Genomic DNA, 15,579 nt, shown 5'->3' on the forward strand with positions numbered 1-15,579 from the left:
GAGATCAGGGGACTGGATAGCGCTGAAGCGATACTCTCGTCATGGCCGGAGAGGCTCTGAACCGACGATCATTTAGCCAGTTCGATCTTTTGATACGCCCCCATCGGGCCTGTTACATCCCTGTAAGGCCTGCTCTGCGAAACTTAGCAAGTCGCCTGAGACCATGCATCACCCCGGCGGAGGCCGGATCCTGCTGGAAAGCGATTAGAGTAACTTACGATGGCCCCGCAACTGGATCCCGGCCTTCGCCGGGATGGTAAAGGGGAGTTTCGCACACGAAGCCCCTAGAGTTTGATCCACCTGACCTGAACTAATGTCCTACCACCCCGGTGGAGGCGGGGGTCCAGTTGGGGGTACGGTCGTGATGATCCAACGTGCTCCAATGATAAAGCCTTGACAACTGGACCCCGGCTTCCGCCGGGGTGGTGCTTCAGCATGGCTGGATCAAACCCCAGAGGAAAGGAACGGCTGAACGTCGATGGCGCTAAGTCGTCGCCCGCCAAATCCATGCTGTTGCGGGAAGTGCGATCCGGTTCCCCGCACGGTATTTCTCCAGAGCCATGCGTAGGGCGTCTTCGATGCGCTGGCGCTCCGGCGGGGCGGCCTGCGCCATCGCGCGCGCGGCGGGGCCGATTTGCGACAGAAAGGACAATGCGTCCTCGACCGGGTTGTCCCCTTCTCCCACCATATAGTCGAAGGGCACGCGCGCGACGTTGTCGGGGTGCCATCCGCTTTCCGTAAGCCACGCCCCGACCTGGTCCATATCGGCAAAGGCGAAGGGACCGGGTGCATAGCCCTCGTCCTGCGGCGGCGCGAGGCCGATCGCCGAGTCGGCCAGCGTCGCGAAACCATTGGCGGCTCGCTCCGCAAAACAGGAGAAGACCAGCCGCGCCCCATCACGCACGGCCCGCCGCAAGCTGGCCAGAGCCACCACCGGATCGGGAAAGAACATCACGCCGTGACGCGAGCACAACAGATCGAGTGGTCCTTCGTCAGCCGCCACGGCCAGCGCATCGCCGCATCGGAAGCGCAGAGCATCACCCGCATCCTCGACTGCCCGCCGTTGCGCCACCGCCACCAGCTCCGACGACAGGTCGACACCCGTCACACGCAGCCCCGGCCGGACCGCCCGTAACGCCAGGCTCGTCGCACCCGCGCCGCTACCGATGTCCAGCGCATGGCCCGTTTCCGGCGCGACCGAGGTGATCGCCGCATCGAGGTGCCGAGAAATATCCGCCAGACTGCGATCGGTGCGACGCCATTCCGCCGCCCAGACATCTCCGACGCGGCCGCGCCAATCCATTCCGCACGTCATTGCCCGCCTCGTCCAATCACGCCACCTTGATACAAAACGGCCCGCCATTGCTGACGGGCCGTGTGTCGTCAGATGTCGTCCTCGGCATCCGGGCCGGTCATCATTTCCTCGGCGACCTTTTCGGTCCGCTGGCGGATCGCCCGTTCCAGACGATCGGCCATGTCGGGATTGTCGCGCAGGTAATTCTTGGCATTCTCACGCCCCTGCCCGATGCGGACCGAGTCGTAGGAGAACCAGCTGCCCGACTTCTCGACCAGACCCGCCTTGACGCCCAGGTCGAGGATTTCGCCGATCTTGGAAATGCCTTCGCCGTACATGATGTCGAATTCGACCTGCTTGAACGGCGGTGCAACCTTGTTCTTCACGACCTTCACACGGGTCGCGTTGCCGGTCACTTCCTCGCGATCCTTGATCGCGCCGGTGCGACGGATGTCGAGCCGGACCGAGGCATAGAATTTCAGCGCGTTGCCGCCCGTCGTCGTCTCCGGGTTGCCGTACATCACGCCGATCTTCATGCGCAGCTGGTTGATGAAGATCACCATGCAGCGCGAACGGCTGATGGAGCCGGTCAGCTTGCGAAGCGACTGCGACATCAGACGGGCCTGAAGGCCGACATGGCTGTCGCCCATCTCGCCCTCGATTTCCGCGCGCGGTACAAGGGCGGCCACCGAGTCGACCACCAGCACGTCGATCGCATTCGAACGGACCAGCGTATCGGTGATCTCCAGCGCCTGCTCGCCGGTATCCGGCTGCGACACGATCAGTTCGTCGATATTGACGCCCAGCTTCTTGGCATAGACGGGGTCGAGCGCGTGTTCGGCGTCGACAAAGGCAGCGGTGCCGCCCATCTTCTGCGCCTCGGCGATGACGTGCAGCGCCAGCGTGGTCTTGCCCGAGGATTCAGGGCCATAGACCTCGATCACGCGGCCGCGCGGCAGGCCGCCGACACCGAGCGCGATGTCGAGGCCGAGCGAGCCGGTCGAGATCGCCTCGACCTGCATCGCTTCCTTCTGGCCCAGCTTCATCGCCGAGCCCTTGCCGAATGCCCGGTCGATCTGGGCGAGTGCGGCGTCCAGCGCCTTTTGCCGGTCTGCGTTTGCGGTTGCCATGCCTGTTTCGATCACTTTCAGATTGGCGGCCATCAGATGCTTCCCTCGCTAGACCAACCTTGTGGTCCATTCAACGCATCTGCAATGTATGTGTTTTGTTCTATGAGAACAAGATGCGAACAAAGCCTATCGCAAAAAAGTCGGCAGCGCCCACCAGCCCTGTTCTCTCGCCGCTTGCGCCGCCGCATCGCGCGTCCCGGTATCGCCGAAAATCGCAAAGCAGGTCGCCCCCGATCCCGACATCCGCGCCAGTTCCACGCCCGGCGCCTGCGCAAGCAACGCGAGCACCGCATCGATCTGCGGCGCGATGGCGCGCGCGGGCGGCTCCAGGTCGTTGCGCCCCGCCGCCGCGACCGCCATCGCGTCACCCTGCTCCAGCGCGCCCCAGTCGACACCGTCCCACCGCCCGAACACCGCCGCCGTCGAAACGCCAACCCCTGGATTGACCAGCAAGACGGGTTTCTCCCCCAGCGGCTCGAGCGGCTGAAGCGCATCGCCTTTTCCTTCGCCGCGAGCGGTCCGGCCGAGCAGGCAGGCCGGAACATCCGCGCCCAGTTCGGCCGCCAGCCTGAACAATGCGGGATCGTCGGTCGCAACGCCGTGCAAGCGCGCCAACGCCCGCAACGTCGCCGCCGCATCCGCCGATCCGCCGCCGATGCCCGAAGCGACCGGCAGATGCTTGTCGAGAGTGATCGCATGGGCAGCGCTCACCCCGAACCGAGCGCCAAAACCACGCGCCGCGCGCATGACGAGATTATCGTCCTGCGACTCGCCCGCCAGCACGCTGGCGAACGGGCCGGTCAGCGTGAGGCTGGGTTTGTCCGCCCGCTCCACCGTCACGACATCGCCATCGCGGCAAAAGGCGAACAGCGTCTCCAGCTCGTGATAGCCGTCATCGCGACGGCGGCGGACATGGAGCGCCAGGTTGATCTTGGCCGGGGCGGTTTCGACGATAACGGTCATGCCCATCCCATGCGTCGCGCCGCCCGACACGGCAAGGCGGGTCAGCCCGCAATCTTCGCCGCCAACCTCGCCTGTTCGCTATCGTCCGCCGTCAGCGCCGCCGCCCGCCAGGCATAGCGCGCCTCGTAATGCCGCCCGAGGGCCGAATAGATGTCACCAAGATGATCATTGATCTCAGCGTTGGCGGGTTCGGCCATGGCGGCGCGCTCGACCAGCGGCAGGCCGCGCTTGGTCTGCCCGGCCTTGAAATAGGCCCAACCCAGCGAATCGGTGATCGAGGCATCGTCGGGCGCCAGCTTGCTCGCCTTTTCGAGGAGCGCGAGCGAGCCGGGAACGTCCTTGCCCCGCTCGATCCGCGCATAGCCCAGATAGTTGAGCGCCAGCGGTTCGTCGGGACCGAGTTCGACCGCCTTGGCCAGCGCCACGTCGGCCTCGTCCTTGCGGCCCGCCTGATCCAGCGCCCCGCCATATTGCAGCCATGCCCCCCGGGGCAGCGCCGGGTCGGCGCGGGTGACGCGTTCATACCAGGGCACGGCGTCGGCCGGACGCTTGGCGGCGATCAACTGGTCGGCATAGACCTGCCAATCGTCGATGCCGGAGTCCTTCGCGGTCGCCAGACCCTGCGCCAGCATCAGCGCTTCTCCGCTGCGATCGGCTGCGGCGAGCAGACCGATGCGAACGATCGCGGCGCGGTGCGCAAAGGCGCCGCGCGGACGCACGTCCTTGATGGCGGCGATCGCAGCGTCCCAGGCCTCGTCCTTCGACAGGGCCTCGGCCATAATGAGCCGCGCGCGGTCATTGTCCGGGTCGGCGATCAGCGCGGTTCGGGTCAGCGCGATGACCAGCGGGCGCGGCCCCTCGCTCGCCAGCTCGCCGCCGATCCGCACCAGCAGTTGCGACACCCCGAAACCGAGATCGGGCTTGGCCCCCAGCGCCTTGCGGTCGGACGACACCAGCGGATCACTGAGCAGCGCGCGGGCATTGGCCTCGTCGCCACGCCCGGCGATCATCTCCGCCGCCGCGATCCGGGTATCGGGGGCAGCGCGCATCGTCTCGAGCAGGACGCGGGCCGAGGCTGGATCGATCCGCTTGCTCGCGAGCGCCAGCAGGATGCGATGCTCGTCGGCCAGCCGCTTGGCCACCGGTTCCTTGCCCGCACTCTCCAGGCCCGGTTCGACCGGCTGCTTGCGGTCCCAGGCCGCCCAGGCACGCAAGGTCGGCGACAGGATGCGCAAAGCGCCGCCGTCGATCCGCTTCAGCGCGGCGTCATAGCCCGCCCGATCGCCCTTACGCGCCGCGATCGCCAGATCGAGCAGCGCCACGTCGATCGGCGCGACATTCTCCGCTTCCATGACGCGCGCGGCTTTCAGCGCCAGCGGCACGTCGCCGCTGATCATCGCCTCGCGATAGGCGCGCACCGCGACGGCGGGGTCGTCGGGCCATCCGGCCAGCGCAACGGCATAATCGTCACTGGCCGCCGCCGATCGCCCCTCCGACGCTGCGACCCGCGCCGCCAGATAGGCCGAGAGCGGCGAGCGGGGTATCTCGACTGCCGCCAGCGCAGGCGCGGACCAGCAGGCCCCGACCAGCATCACTCCGGTCAGGGCACGGGAAAACGGACGCTTACATATTGGGATAATTGGGTCCTCCGCCACCTTCCGGCACCACCCAGTTGATGTTCTGGGTCGGGTCCTTGATGTCGCACGTCTTGCAGTGGACGCAGTTCTGGGCGTTGATCACGAATTTCGGATCGCCCTCTTCCACGCCCACCACCTCGTAAACACCGGCGGGACAGTAGCGTTGCGCGGGCTCGTCGAACAAGGGCAGGTTGTGCGCGATCGGCACATCCGCGTTCTTCAGCGTCAGATGGACCGGCTGGTCCTCCTCGTGATTGGTGTTCGACAGGAACACCGAGGACAGGCGGTCGAAGGTCAGCACGCCGTCGGGCTTGGGATAGTCCGGCTTCTTCACCTGATCCTTGCGCCACAGGCTTTCGTGATCGGGCTTGTGCTTCATGGTGAAGGGCATCTTCAGGCCGAAATGCTCGGCCCACATGGTCGCGCCCGCCAGACCCGAGCCCAGCGTGTCGCCATATTTCTTGACCAGCGGCACGACGTTGCGGACGGTCGACAGCTCCTTGTGAAGCCAGGACGCACGGAACGCCTCCGGATAATCGGTCAGTTCGTCACCCTCCCGCCCGGCCTGCACGGCGGCGAAGGCCGCCTCGGCCGCCAGCATTGCTGACTTCATTGCGCCGTGCGTGCCCTTGATTCGCGGCACATTCAGGAAGCCAGCTGAACAGCCGACCAGCACGCCGCCCGGGAAGGTGAGCTTCGGGATCGCCTGAAGCCCGCCGTCATTGATCGCGCGTGCGCCATAGGAGACGCGCTTGCCGCCCTTGAGCAACTCGGCGATGACCGGGTGGGTCTTCCACTTCTGCATCTCCTGGAACGGGGAGATATAGGGGTTGGTGTAGTTGAGCCACGTCACGAAGCCGAGCGCGACTTGGCCCCCCGCCTGGTGATAGATGAAGCCGCCGCCATTGGCGTCATGCCCCAGCGGCCAGCCCTGGGTATGGATCACGCGGCCCGGCACATGCTTGGCGGGATCGATGTCCCACAGCTCCTTGATGCCGAGACCATAGACCTGCGGATCGCTGTCGCGGGCCAGATCGAACTGGCGGATGATTTCCTTGGACAGATGCCCGCGAACACCTTCGGCGAAGAAGGTGTATTTGGCGTGCAGCTCCAGGCCCGGCTGGTAATCGGGCTTGTGCGTGCCGTCGCGCGCTACGCCCATGTCGCCGGTCGCGACGCCCTTTACCCGACCATCCTCATGAAACAGGATCTCGGCGGCGGCGAAGCCGGGGAAAATTTCGACGCCCAGCTCCTCGGCCTTTCCCGCCAGCCAGCGACACAGATTGCCGAGGCTTCCGGTATAGGTGCCCTTGTTGTGCATGAAGGGCGGGGTCAGAGCGTGCGGCAGATTGCGCTGCTTGGTGGCGCTCAGAATCCAGTGGAGATTCTCCGTCACCGGCACCTCGGCCAGCGGACAGCCATCCTCGCGCCAGTCGGGCAGCAACTCATCGAGCGCGATCGGATCGATCACCGCGCCCGACAGGATATGCGCGCCGACCTCCGATCCCTTTTCGAGGACACAGACGGCCAGTTCGCCGCCCTGCTCGACCGCAAGCTGTTTCAGGCGGATCGCCGCCGACAGGCCCGCCGGACCCGCGCCGACGATCACCACGTCATAAGGCATCGATTCGCGTTCGCTCATGGCACCCTCGCTTTTTGACCGCGCCGCTGCCGTAGCGTCCCGCCTGGCGGGTTCGTCCGGGCGCGGACGGGAAACATCTTGTCCCGACCGTCGATCCGACAGATTGACGCGCACGTCAACCTTGCAGCATGGGCTTACCCCATATGGGGGCTCTCTCAACGTTCGACACAGTACCGCTCAACGGTGCCCTGGCCGCCAGTGCCCTGGACTGGTGGCATGATGCGGGCGTCGACGTGCTGGTCGAGGACGACCCCCGCGACTGGATGGCGCCGGAGCCGGTGCGCGCGCCGCTCGTCATGCCTGGCCAGGCGCCCGCCGCCGCCCTGCCCATCCCGGCTCCGGCAACATCGCTGCCCGACACGCTGGAGGCGTTCCTGGCCTGGCGGCTGTCCGATGCCGCGCCGGAGGCAACATGGGACGGCATTTCGCTCACCGCGACCGGGCCCGCCGATGCCGCGCTGATGGTGCTGGTCGACTGTCCCGACCGCGATGACGGCGATGCCGGTCAGATTCTGTCGGGTGCGCCGGGGCGGCTGTTCGACCGGATGCTGGCCGCCATGGGCCTGTCGCGCGAGACCGTCCATGTCGCCTCGGTCTGCGCGCGGCGGCCGATCGCGGGAAGAACGCCCGCCGGGGTGGAGACGCGGCTGGCCGAGATCGCGCTGCACCATGTGGGTCTGGTCGCCCCGCGCGGCCTGTTGCTGCTCGGCAATGCGGCGAGCCGTGCCGTGCTCGGGACCGAATTGACCGACGCGCGCGGACATTCACATGTCATTGACCATAAAAGCGGAAAAACGAACGTCGTCGCCACGTTCCACCCGCGCTTCCTGATCGAGAAGCCGATGGCGAAGGCGGAAAGCTGGAAAGACTTGCAAAGGGTCATGGGGGATTTGCGCGCATGAAGCTGGGCCGGACGATCGCGAAGGGCACTACCATCGGGGCTTTGTTGACGGTCGTTAGCGGTGCAGCCCTTGCCGCCGAGCCCGTCCCAAACGCCGACGTCCGCAGCCCCGCCGCGCTCAAGGCTCCACCCGCCATCCCCGCACTGCTCGATGCCGATCAGAAAGCGGGCTATATGCGCGTCTTCGCGGCGATCCGGGATAGCCGTTGGACCGACGCGCAACTCGAACTCGACGCGCTCAAGCCCGGTCCGCTCCACGCCATCGCGCGCGCCGAACTCTACACCGCCAAGGGTTCGCCCAAGGTGGAGGTCGAGCGGCTGGTCGCCCTGCTGAACGAAGCGCCCGAATTGCCCCAGGCCGAGCAGCTGGCCCGCCTCGCCCGCTCGCGCGGCGCGCATGACCTGCCGCCGCTGCCCGAGGCGCACACGCTGATCTGGCAGGATGGCGCCCCCCGCCGCACCCGCGCCAAGAGTGTGCGCAGCGACCAGATCGCCGCCGATCTGGCCGCCAAGATGCAGCCCTTCGTCAAAGCGGATGACGGCCCCTCCGCGCGCGCGCTGCTCGAATCGACGCAAGGTCTGTCGCCCGAGGCGCTGACCGAGTGGCAGCAGAAGGTCGCCTGGATCTATTTCCTCAGCGGCGACGACGCCAATGCCCGCATGCTGGCGGCGCAGGCCGCCGAAGGATCGGGCGACTGGGCCGTACAAGGTCGTTGGACCGTCGCCCTGTCCGCATGGCGACAGAATGACTGCCAGGCCGCCGCGACCGCTTTCGAGGGCACGGCGGCGCGCGCCACCGATGTCGATCTGCGCGCCGCCGCGCTCTATTGGGCCGCGCGCGCCGACATGGTCTGCGGCCGTCCCGACAAGATCGAGGGCCGCCTGCGCTCCGCCTCGCAATTCCGCGAGAGCTTTTATGGCCAGCTCGCCCGCCAGGCGCTGGGGATGCGCGGCGATCGCGAGCCCAAGGGACAGCTGGTCGCCACCGATTGGGCCGCGCTGGATCGCCGCCCCAATATCCTGGTCGCCGCCGCGCTGGTCGAAGTCGGCGAGACCGACCTCGCCGATCAGGTCATCCGCCAACAGGCGCGGATCGGCCAGCCGACCGAGTTCCGTAGCCTCGTCCGCCTCGCCGAATCGCTGGACCTGCCCGCGACCACGGTCTGGCTGGCGCACAATTGCCCGGCAGGCGTGACCGCCACCGCCGAGGCACGCTATCCGACGCCAAACTGGGCGCCCGACAGCGGCTGGCGCGTCGAAAAGGCACTGGTCTATGCCCATACGCTTCAGGAAAGCGGCTTCCGCAACAAGGTGGTCAGCCCGGCGGGCGCCTATGGCCTGATGCAGATCATGCCCGCCGCCGCGACCGATTTCGCGCGCGAGCGTGGCGTGTCGATCGATCGCAGCGCGCTGACCAAGCCGTCGACCAATATGGACATCGGCCAGCGCCATCTGGAGCGCCTGCGCGACATGACCGGCGTGACCGGCGGCCTGCTGCCCAAGGTGATCGCGGCCTATAATGCCGGGCCGAAGCCGGTCGGCGAATGGAACAGCCTGGTCCGCGACAATGGCGATCCGCTGCTCTATATCGAAAGCATTCCCTATTGGGAGACGCGCGGTTACGTCACCATGGTCCTGCGCAACTATTGGATGTACGAGAGCCAGACCGGCAAGCCGAAGTCGCCCAGCCGCGCGGCATTGGCGCAAGGGCTGTGGCCGCGCTTCCCGGGCCTGCCGGGTGCTTCCGCGATCCGCCTGCAACGGCCGAACGTCGCACAGGTGAGCGTGACGCCCAAGACCACCATCGCTCTGAATGCGACGGTCAGCCCGCAGTCGAATACGACGATGCCTCAGGCGAACTGATCGAAGCCAGGGCATTCCCTTGGCCTTCGACTTCGCTCAGGCTGAACGGCGGATGGAGATTTGGCCGTACCGCAACCTCCGTTCACGCTGAGCGAAGTCGAAGCGCACGCCCCAGCGGCAGTTGAATGCGAGACGCGCCCGGCCGCATAACAACTCCCTGCCCCGTTCCGCCTGAGCGAAGTCGAAGGCCACGCCCCACCACCGGCCAAGCCGCCCCCGAAACCCGCGATCGGACGTTCCACCAACCATGCCCATCGACACGACCCGCAGCTTCACTCCCGTCCGCATCGCCGTGCTGACCGTCTCCGACACGCGCTCGCTGGCCGAGGACCGGTCCGGCGACACGCTGGTCGGCCTGCTCACCGAGGCGGGTCATGAACTGGCCGACCGCACCATCCTGCGCGACGACGCGGACGAGATCGTCGCCCAACTCAACCGCTGGATCGACGACGCCAGCATCGACTGCATTCTGACCACCGGCGGCACCGGCGTGACCGGTCGCGACGTCACCCCCGAGGCGGTCGAGCGGGTCGCGACCAAGATGATCCCCGGCTTTGGCGAACTGTTCCGCTGGCTGAGCTTCCAGACGATCGGCACCTCGACCATCCAGTCGCGCGCCTGCGCCTGCGTCGCACGCGGCACCTATATCTTCGCGCTGCCGGGCTCGACCGGCGCGGTCAAGGACGCCTGGAACGGCATCTTGCGCGACCAGCTCGACAACCGCCACCGCCCCTGCAACTTCGTCGAGCTGATGCCCCGCCTGCTGGAGCGCTGATCAGTCCGCCTGCATCGCCGCCAGTTCATGCCCGTCGACATCGCGGAAGTGAAAGCGCCGCCCACCGGGAAAAGCAAAAATCGGCACCACGATCGACCCGCCCGCCGCCTCCACGGCGGAAAGCGTCGCCTCAAGATCGTCGACACGGATGACCGGCAGCGGGGCCTTCACCTTGTCCGATGCGGCATCGAGTCCGACATCAGTATCACCGCTCATCGTCGCGGCATAATCCGGCCCGAAGTCGGTGAAGGTCCAGCCAAACGCCTCTGCATAAAAATGCTTCGCCGCCGCCCGATCGCCGACCGGCAATTCGAGATATTCCAGACGCGCCATTCGACCCTCCGTTCTTAATACGTTCCGATAATGATCGAATGGCTGCGGCGTAGCAAGCGTCCTCTGCTTGCCTATTTGTTCCATTTATGTTCCATTCCAGCCATGTCGAAGATCGCGTCCCGAGGAGCCACCCATAACGCGACGAGCCGACGCTTCGCCCTGCCGGAGCGCGAGATGGACGGCGACTGGCTCGACGCCCAGTCGCTGGTCGACGGCGCGCCGCCGCCGCTGCGAACCAGCGTGGCCGTCTTGACGCCACGAACGATCCTGACCCGCAACACCTCGCCCGACGTGCCGTTCAGCCAGTCGATCAACGCTTACGCCGGGTGTGAGCATGGCTGTATCTACTGCTTTGCCCGGCCGACCCATGCCTATCACGACCTGTCGCCGGGACTGGATTTCGAGAGCCGGTTATTTGCCAAGCCCGATGCCGCCGCCTTGCTTCGCGCCGAGTTGGCCAAGCCCGGCTATCGGGTCGCGCCAATCGCGCTGGGCACCAACACCGACCCCTATCAGCCGATTGAGGGTGAGTGGCGGATCACCCGCTCGATCTTGGAGGTACTTGCGGAGACGGATCATCCGGTGGCGATCACGACCAAATCGGACCGGGTAGTGCGCGATATCGATATCCTGGGGCAGATGGCGGCGAAGGGGTTGGCAACCGTCTGCGTCTCGGTCACCTCGCTCGACGCCAAGGTCGCGCGGACGATGGAACCGCGTGCGCCCACGCCCGAGCGGCGGCTGGCGGCCGTGGCGACGCTGGCGGCGGCGGGTATCCCCACCTATGTCTCGATCGCGCCCGTCATTCCCGCGATCACCGATCATGAGATCGAACATCTGGTCGCCCGCGCGGCGCAGGCGGGTGCCCGGCACGCCTTCTTCATCCCCATACGCCTGCCGCACGAGGTCGCCCCGCTGTTCCGCGCCTGGCTCGACACCCACTATCCCGAGCGGGCGGGCAAGGTGATGGCGATCATCCGGTCCTTGCGGGGCGGGCGGGACAATGATCCCGATTTCTTCACCCGCATGAAGGGGCAAGGGCCATGGGCGGAGTTGCTTCGGGTCCGCTTTCACCGCGCCTGTCGGCTGCATGGGCTGAACTTGGATCGGCCCCGGCTCGATACAAGCCTGTTCCGTCCGCCCAGAGGCCCGCAGGGTGAGCTATTCTGAGGATCGCCCAGCCTATCCAAGGCGTTATGCGATGGAAGGAGAGATGCCATGATGACCGATCCCGAACAGACCAACTCGGAAAACCTGCCCAATGAGGACGAGGCCGACACCTCCGGCGGCGGCTACGGCAACCACGGTGAGGCCGGCGAAGAGGAACAGGATCGCCGCGAAGTCGGCGGCTGACATTATCGCCGCACACGGATCGCGTAATCGCAAAAGTCGGCTCCCCCATCCATACCACCCCGGCGAAGGCCGGGGTCCAGTTGCGACGCGGCTGGAATTGTTTGGCGACACCTGCCCCAACTCCATCCCGGCCTTCGCAGGAATGGAGTCAAGGTTTTGCTGTAACGGGCTTGCGGAACCTCCGCCTCTTTACCCCACCAAGGCCAACCGCGCCTCGGACGACTTCATCGCTACCGCCTTCACGCCGGGCAGATCCTCGATATGGCTGGCCAGTTCGGCGTCGAACAGGAAGTTACGGCCGAGCGTCAGCAAGGTCTCGCCGTCCTGCCCCTCGATCCGCGCGCGTACTTCGCCCCGGCCGTTGCGCAGCGGGTCCAGCATCGCATGCAACGCCTTGAACGCCACCTTGTCGGTCACCGTCACTTCCACCACGAACTTGGCGGTGCTGGCCAGGCCGTCGAACAGCTGGACGCGCTTGATGCTGACGCGCGGCGCTTCCTCGCCCGGTCGGCGATCCAGCTCGACGGTGATGAGCGCGCAATGCCCCTCCTTGGCCGCCTTTTCCAGATCGGCCGCCACCGAATCGTCGAAACAGGTTGCCAGAAACTGCCCGGTCGCATCCGATAGCTGCGCCATCATGTAGCGCTTGCCGCGTGCCGAGGTCCGCCAGCGCGCATCCTCGACCAGCGCCGCCATGGTCGCGCCAATCCGCGCCCCGTCATCGGGGATGATCAGCTCGGTCAGCGAGGTATAGGTGCGCGCGCCGTGCATCTTAGCGATATGCGCGTGGCGATCGACCGGGTGCGCCGAGAAATAGAAGCCGAACGCCTCCTTCTCCTGCTCCATTCGCTGCGACAGGGTCCAGCGGGTGCCGGTCGGCATCTTGATCGCGTCGCCCGCCACCTCGGTCTCGCCGAACAGGCCGCCCTGCCCGCTCGTCCGCCCCTCATGGGTGCGCGCGGCGATGGCGAGCACGGTTTCGGCCACCGCATGGACACCCGCCCGGTTGGGCTCGATGCCGTCGAAAGCGCCCGCCGAGGCCAGCGTCTCCAACTGCCGCTTGTTCATTAATCGCGGATCAACCCGCTTGGCCAGCGCATCGAGCGAGGCGAAGGCACCGCCCGCCTGTCGCTCGACGACCAGCTTCTCCATCGCGCCTTCGCCCACCGACTTCAGCGCGCCCAGCGCGTAGCGGACAGCCAGGCCATCCTCATGCGCCTCGACATCGAATTCGGCCTGGCTGGCGTTGATGCAGGGCGGCAGCATCGTCACGCTCAGACGCCGCGCGTCGTCGACGAAGATGGCCAGCTTGTCGGTCAGCGCCATGTCGTAGCACATCGACGCGGCGTAGAATTCATGCGGGTGATGCGCCTTCAGCCATGCGGTCTGATAGGCGAGCAGCGCATAGGCGGCCGCGTGGCTCTTGTTGAAGCCATAGCCTGCGAACTTGTCGATCAAGTCGAATAGCTCATTAGCCTTTTGCGCGGGGATGCCGTTCACCTCCTGGCATCCCTTCACGAAGATGGCGCGCTGCGCGTCCATCTCCGCCTTGACCTTCTTGCCCATCGCGCGGCGAAGAAGATCGGCGCCGCCCAGCGAATAGCCCGCCAATATCTGGGCGGCCTGCATCACCTGTTCCTGATAGACAAAGATGCCGTAGGTTTCGGACAGGATCTGTTCGAGCAGGGGATGCGGGTAGATGATCTCCTCGGTGCCCTGCTTGCGGCGGCCGAAGCTGGGGATATTGTCCATCGGACCCGGTCGGTACAGCGACACGAGCGCGATGATGTCGCCGAAGTTCGACGGCCGCACGGCCGATAGGGTGCGCCGCATGCCTTCGGATTCCAGCTGGAACACGCCGACCGTGTCACCCTTCTGGAGCAGCGCATAGGTCGCTTCATCGTCCCAGGCGAGCGCGCCCAGATCGACCTCGACCCCGCGCTTAGCGAGCAGCTGCACCGCCTTTTGCAGGACGGACAGCGTCTTCAGGCCAAGGAAGTCGAACTTCACCAGCCCCGCGCCTTCGACGAACTTCATGTCGAACTGCGTGACCGGCATGTCCGAGCGCGGATCGCGATAGAGCGGCACCAGCTGCGCCAGCGGCCGGTCGCCGATCACCACACCGGCGGCGTGGGTCGAGCTGTGGCGCGGCAGGCCCTCCAGCTTGGTGGCGAGGTCGAGCAGGCGGCGGACCTGGTTGTCGTTGGCGTACTCCTTTGCCAACTCCGGCACGCCGTTCAGCGCACGCTTCAGGTCCCAGGGGTCGGTCGGGTGGTTGGGCACCAGCTTGGCAAGGCGGTCGACCTGGCCATAGCTCATCTGGAGCACGCGGCCGGTGTCCTTGAGCACGGCGCGCGCCTTCAGCTTACCGAAGGTGATGATCTGCGCGACCTGATCGCGGCCGTACTTCTCCTGGACGTAGCGGATGACCTCGCCACGCCGGGTTTCGCAAAAGTCGATGTCGAAGTCGGGCATCGACACGCGTTCCGGATTGAGGAAGCGCTCGAACAGCAGGCCCAGCTTCAGGGGATCGAGATCGGTAATGGTCAGCGCCCAGGCGACGACCGAGCCTGCACCCGAACCACGCCCCGGACCGACGGGAATGTCGTGATCCTTGGCCCATTTGATGAAGTCGGCGACGATCAGGAAGTAGCCGGGGAAGCCCATCTGGATGATGATGTCGACCTCGAACGTCAGGCGTTCGTGATAGGCCTCGCGCCAGCCGGGTTCGCCCTCCCCTTCCAGCTCGGCGATGCGGTCGAGCCGGGCGTTCAGCCCTGCGGTCGCGTCGCGGCGGAGCATTGCCGCCTCGCCCTCGCGGTCGCCCGCAAGACTGGGGAGGATGGGCTTGCGCCACGGCGCCATCACCGCGCAGCGCTGGGCGACGACCAACGTGTTCTCGATCGCTTCGGGCAGATCGGCGAACAGCTGCTTCATCATCTCGGCGGGCTTGAGCCATGCCTCGGGACAGCTTTTGGGGCGATCGTCCATTTCTACATAGGTCGAATTGGCGATGCACAGCATGGCGTCATGCGCGTCGCGGAAACCGCTATCGGTGAAACAGCAGGGGTTGGTCGCGACCAGGGGCAGGTCGCGATCATAGGCCAGGTCGATCAGGTCCTGTTCGGCCGCCATCTCGATGGGATCGTCGCGACGGGCGAGTTCGACATAGAGCCGGTCGCCGAAAATCGCCTGAAGCCGGTCGGCATAGGCCTTTGCCCGATCCGGCTGCCCCTCGGCGAACAGGCGGGCGATGCCGCCCTCGCCACCGGCGGTCAGCGCGATCAGGCCCTTGCTGAACGTCTCCAGCGTGTCGAAGCCGACATGCGCGGCGAGTTCGATCGGGCGATCCAGATGCGCCGCCGACACCAGCGCGCACAGATTGTCATAACCGGTCACGTCCTGCGCATAGAGCGCGATCCAGTCGACCACCGCGCCGACATTATCAGGCATGTCGGGACGCGCGATGCCCAGCATCGTGCCGATGACCGGCTGCACGCCCGCCTTCTTCGCGGCGTCCGAAAAGGCCATCGCAGCATAAAGACCGTTGCGATCGGTCAACCCGGCGGCGGGAAAGGCATTCGCCTTGGCCTGCGCCGCAATCGCCTTGGGATCGATCGCGCCGTCGAGCATCGTGAAGGAGGAAAAGATGCGAAGCGGCACATATCCGGAATGCATCACCCATCCC

12 protein-coding genes are annotated in these 15,579 nt (G+C 66.2%); 5 read left to right on the forward strand and 7 right to left on the reverse strand.

From position 1 onward, the window contains the following. Positions 1-484: 484 nt before the first annotated feature. The 5 genes from KV697_RS03350 to KV697_RS03370 form a co-directional block, all read right to left on the reverse strand. On the reverse strand, positions 485-1,303 hold the full coding sequence (locus KV697_RS03350; RefSeq protein ID WP_257575585.1) for a class I SAM-dependent methyltransferase: 819 nt from the start codon (positions 1,301-1,303) through the stop codon (positions 485-487). Between the two features lie 80 nt (positions 1,304-1,383). Next, complete coding sequence (gene recA, locus KV697_RS03355; RefSeq protein ID WP_042482753.1) at positions 1,384-2,457, reverse strand: recombinase RecA; 1,074 nt, start codon at positions 2,455-2,457, stop codon at positions 1,384-1,386. A 93-nt stretch (positions 2,458-2,550) separates the two neighbouring features. Further along, entirely contained in the window at positions 2,551-3,387 is an 837-nt protein-coding gene (locus KV697_RS03360) for a 4-(cytidine 5'-diphospho)-2-C-methyl-D-erythritol kinase (RefSeq protein ID WP_219020103.1), read from the reverse strand. 41 nt (positions 3,388-3,428) lie between these two features. Beyond that, positions 3,429-4,979 carry a hypothetical protein gene (locus KV697_RS03365; RefSeq protein ID WP_219020104.1) on the reverse strand — a complete coding sequence of 517 codons (1,551 nt, stop codon included), beginning with the start codon at positions 4,977-4,979 and terminating at the stop codon, positions 3,429-3,431. Between the two features lie 31 nt (positions 4,980-5,010). Then, positions 5,011-6,666 carry an electron transfer flavoprotein-ubiquinone oxidoreductase gene (locus KV697_RS03370; protein ID WP_219020105.1) on the reverse strand — a complete coding sequence of 552 codons (1,656 nt, stop codon included), beginning with the start codon at positions 6,664-6,666 and terminating at the stop codon, positions 5,011-5,013. Positions 6,667-6,809: 143 nt separating this feature from the next. Here KV697_RS03370 and KV697_RS03375 point away from each other — a divergent pair, with 143 nt between their 5' ends. From KV697_RS03375 to moaB, 3 genes are all read left to right on the forward strand, one after another. Beyond that, a complete protein-coding gene (locus tag KV697_RS03375; protein ID WP_219020106.1) occupies positions 6,810-7,568 on the forward strand; it encodes a uracil-DNA glycosylase in 759 nt (252 codons plus the stop codon). Continuing rightward, positions 7,565-9,430: a lytic transglycosylase domain-containing protein gene (locus KV697_RS03380; RefSeq protein ID WP_219020107.1), complete on the forward strand. Its 1,866-nt coding sequence runs from the start codon at positions 7,565-7,567 to the stop codon at positions 9,428-9,430. Before KV697_RS03375 ends, KV697_RS03380 begins: the two co-directional genes overlap by 4 nt. Positions 9,431-9,677: 247 nt before the next feature. Then, positions 9,678-10,205 carry a molybdenum cofactor biosynthesis protein B gene (gene moaB, locus KV697_RS03385; protein ID WP_219020108.1) on the forward strand — a complete coding sequence of 176 codons (528 nt, stop codon included), beginning with the start codon at positions 9,678-9,680 and terminating at the stop codon, positions 10,203-10,205. On the opposite strand, the gene KV697_RS03390 is transcribed toward moaB, so the two are convergent. Further along, positions 10,206-10,538, reverse strand: coding sequence for a VOC family protein (locus KV697_RS03390; RefSeq protein ID WP_056437508.1), 333 nt, complete (start codon positions 10,536-10,538; stop codon positions 10,206-10,208). A 102-nt stretch (positions 10,539-10,640) separates the two neighbouring features. Here KV697_RS03390 and KV697_RS03395 point away from each other — a divergent pair, with 102 nt between their 5' ends. Beyond that, positions 10,641-11,708, forward strand: a complete 1,068-nt coding sequence (locus KV697_RS03395; protein WP_219020109.1) for a PA0069 family radical SAM protein — start codon at positions 10,641-10,643, stop codon at positions 11,706-11,708. A 48-nt stretch (positions 11,709-11,756) separates the two neighbouring features. Continuing rightward, the gene (locus tag KV697_RS20055) at positions 11,757-11,891 is read left to right on the forward strand and encodes a hypothetical protein (RefSeq protein WP_257575586.1); all 135 of its coding nucleotides are present in this window, start codon (positions 11,757-11,759) and stop codon (positions 11,889-11,891) included. A gap of 189 nt (positions 11,892-12,080) precedes the next feature. On the opposite strand, the gene dnaE is transcribed toward KV697_RS20055, so the two are convergent. Continuing rightward, entirely contained in the window at positions 12,081-15,572 is a 3,492-nt protein-coding gene (gene dnaE / locus KV697_RS03400) for a DNA polymerase III subunit alpha (RefSeq protein ID WP_219020110.1), read from the reverse strand. Positions 15,573-15,579 lie beyond the last annotated feature (7 nt).

It is taken from the genome of Sphingomonas sanguinis (genome assembly GCF_019297835.1).
Classification (GTDB): Bacteria; Pseudomonadota; Alphaproteobacteria; order Sphingomonadales; family Sphingomonadaceae; genus Sphingomonas; species Sphingomonas sanguinis_D.

Bases quoted from the DNA above. Each gene is read 5' to 3' on its own strand.
- KV697_RS03350 (WP_257575585.1), bottom strand. From the start codon at position 1,303: ATGGATTGGCGCGGCCGCGTCGGAGATGTCTGGGCGGCGGAATGGCGT.
- moaB (WP_219020108.1), top strand. From the start codon at position 9,678: ATGCCCATCGACACGACCCGCAGCTTCACTCCCGTCCGCATCGCCGTG.
- KV697_RS03390 (WP_056437508.1), bottom strand. From the start codon at position 10,538: ATGGCGCGTCTGGAATATCTCGAATTGCCGGTCGGCGATCGGGCGGCG.
- KV697_RS03370 (WP_219020105.1), bottom strand. From the start codon at position 6,666: ATGAGCGAACGCGAATCGATGCCTTATGACGTGGTGATCGTCGGCGCG.
- recA (WP_042482753.1), bottom strand. From the start codon at position 2,457: ATGGCCGCCAATCTGAAAGTGATCGAAACAGGCATGGCAACCGCAAAC.
- KV697_RS03365 (WP_219020104.1), bottom strand. From the start codon at position 4,979: ATGCTGGTCGGGGCCTGCTGGTCCGCGCCTGCGCTGGCGGCAGTCGAG.
- KV697_RS03380 (WP_219020107.1), top strand. From the start codon at position 7,565: ATGAAGCTGGGCCGGACGATCGCGAAGGGCACTACCATCGGGGCTTTG.
- KV697_RS03395 (WP_219020109.1), top strand. From the start codon at position 10,641: ATGTCGAAGATCGCGTCCCGAGGAGCCACCCATAACGCGACGAGCCGA.
- KV697_RS03375 (WP_219020106.1), top strand. From the start codon at position 6,810: ATGGGGGCTCTCTCAACGTTCGACACAGTACCGCTCAACGGTGCCCTG.
- KV697_RS20055 (WP_257575586.1), top strand. From the start codon at position 11,757: ATGATGACCGATCCCGAACAGACCAACTCGGAAAACCTGCCCAATGAG.
- KV697_RS03360 (WP_219020103.1), bottom strand. From the start codon at position 3,387: ATGACCGTTATCGTCGAAACCGCCCCGGCCAAGATCAACCTGGCGCTC.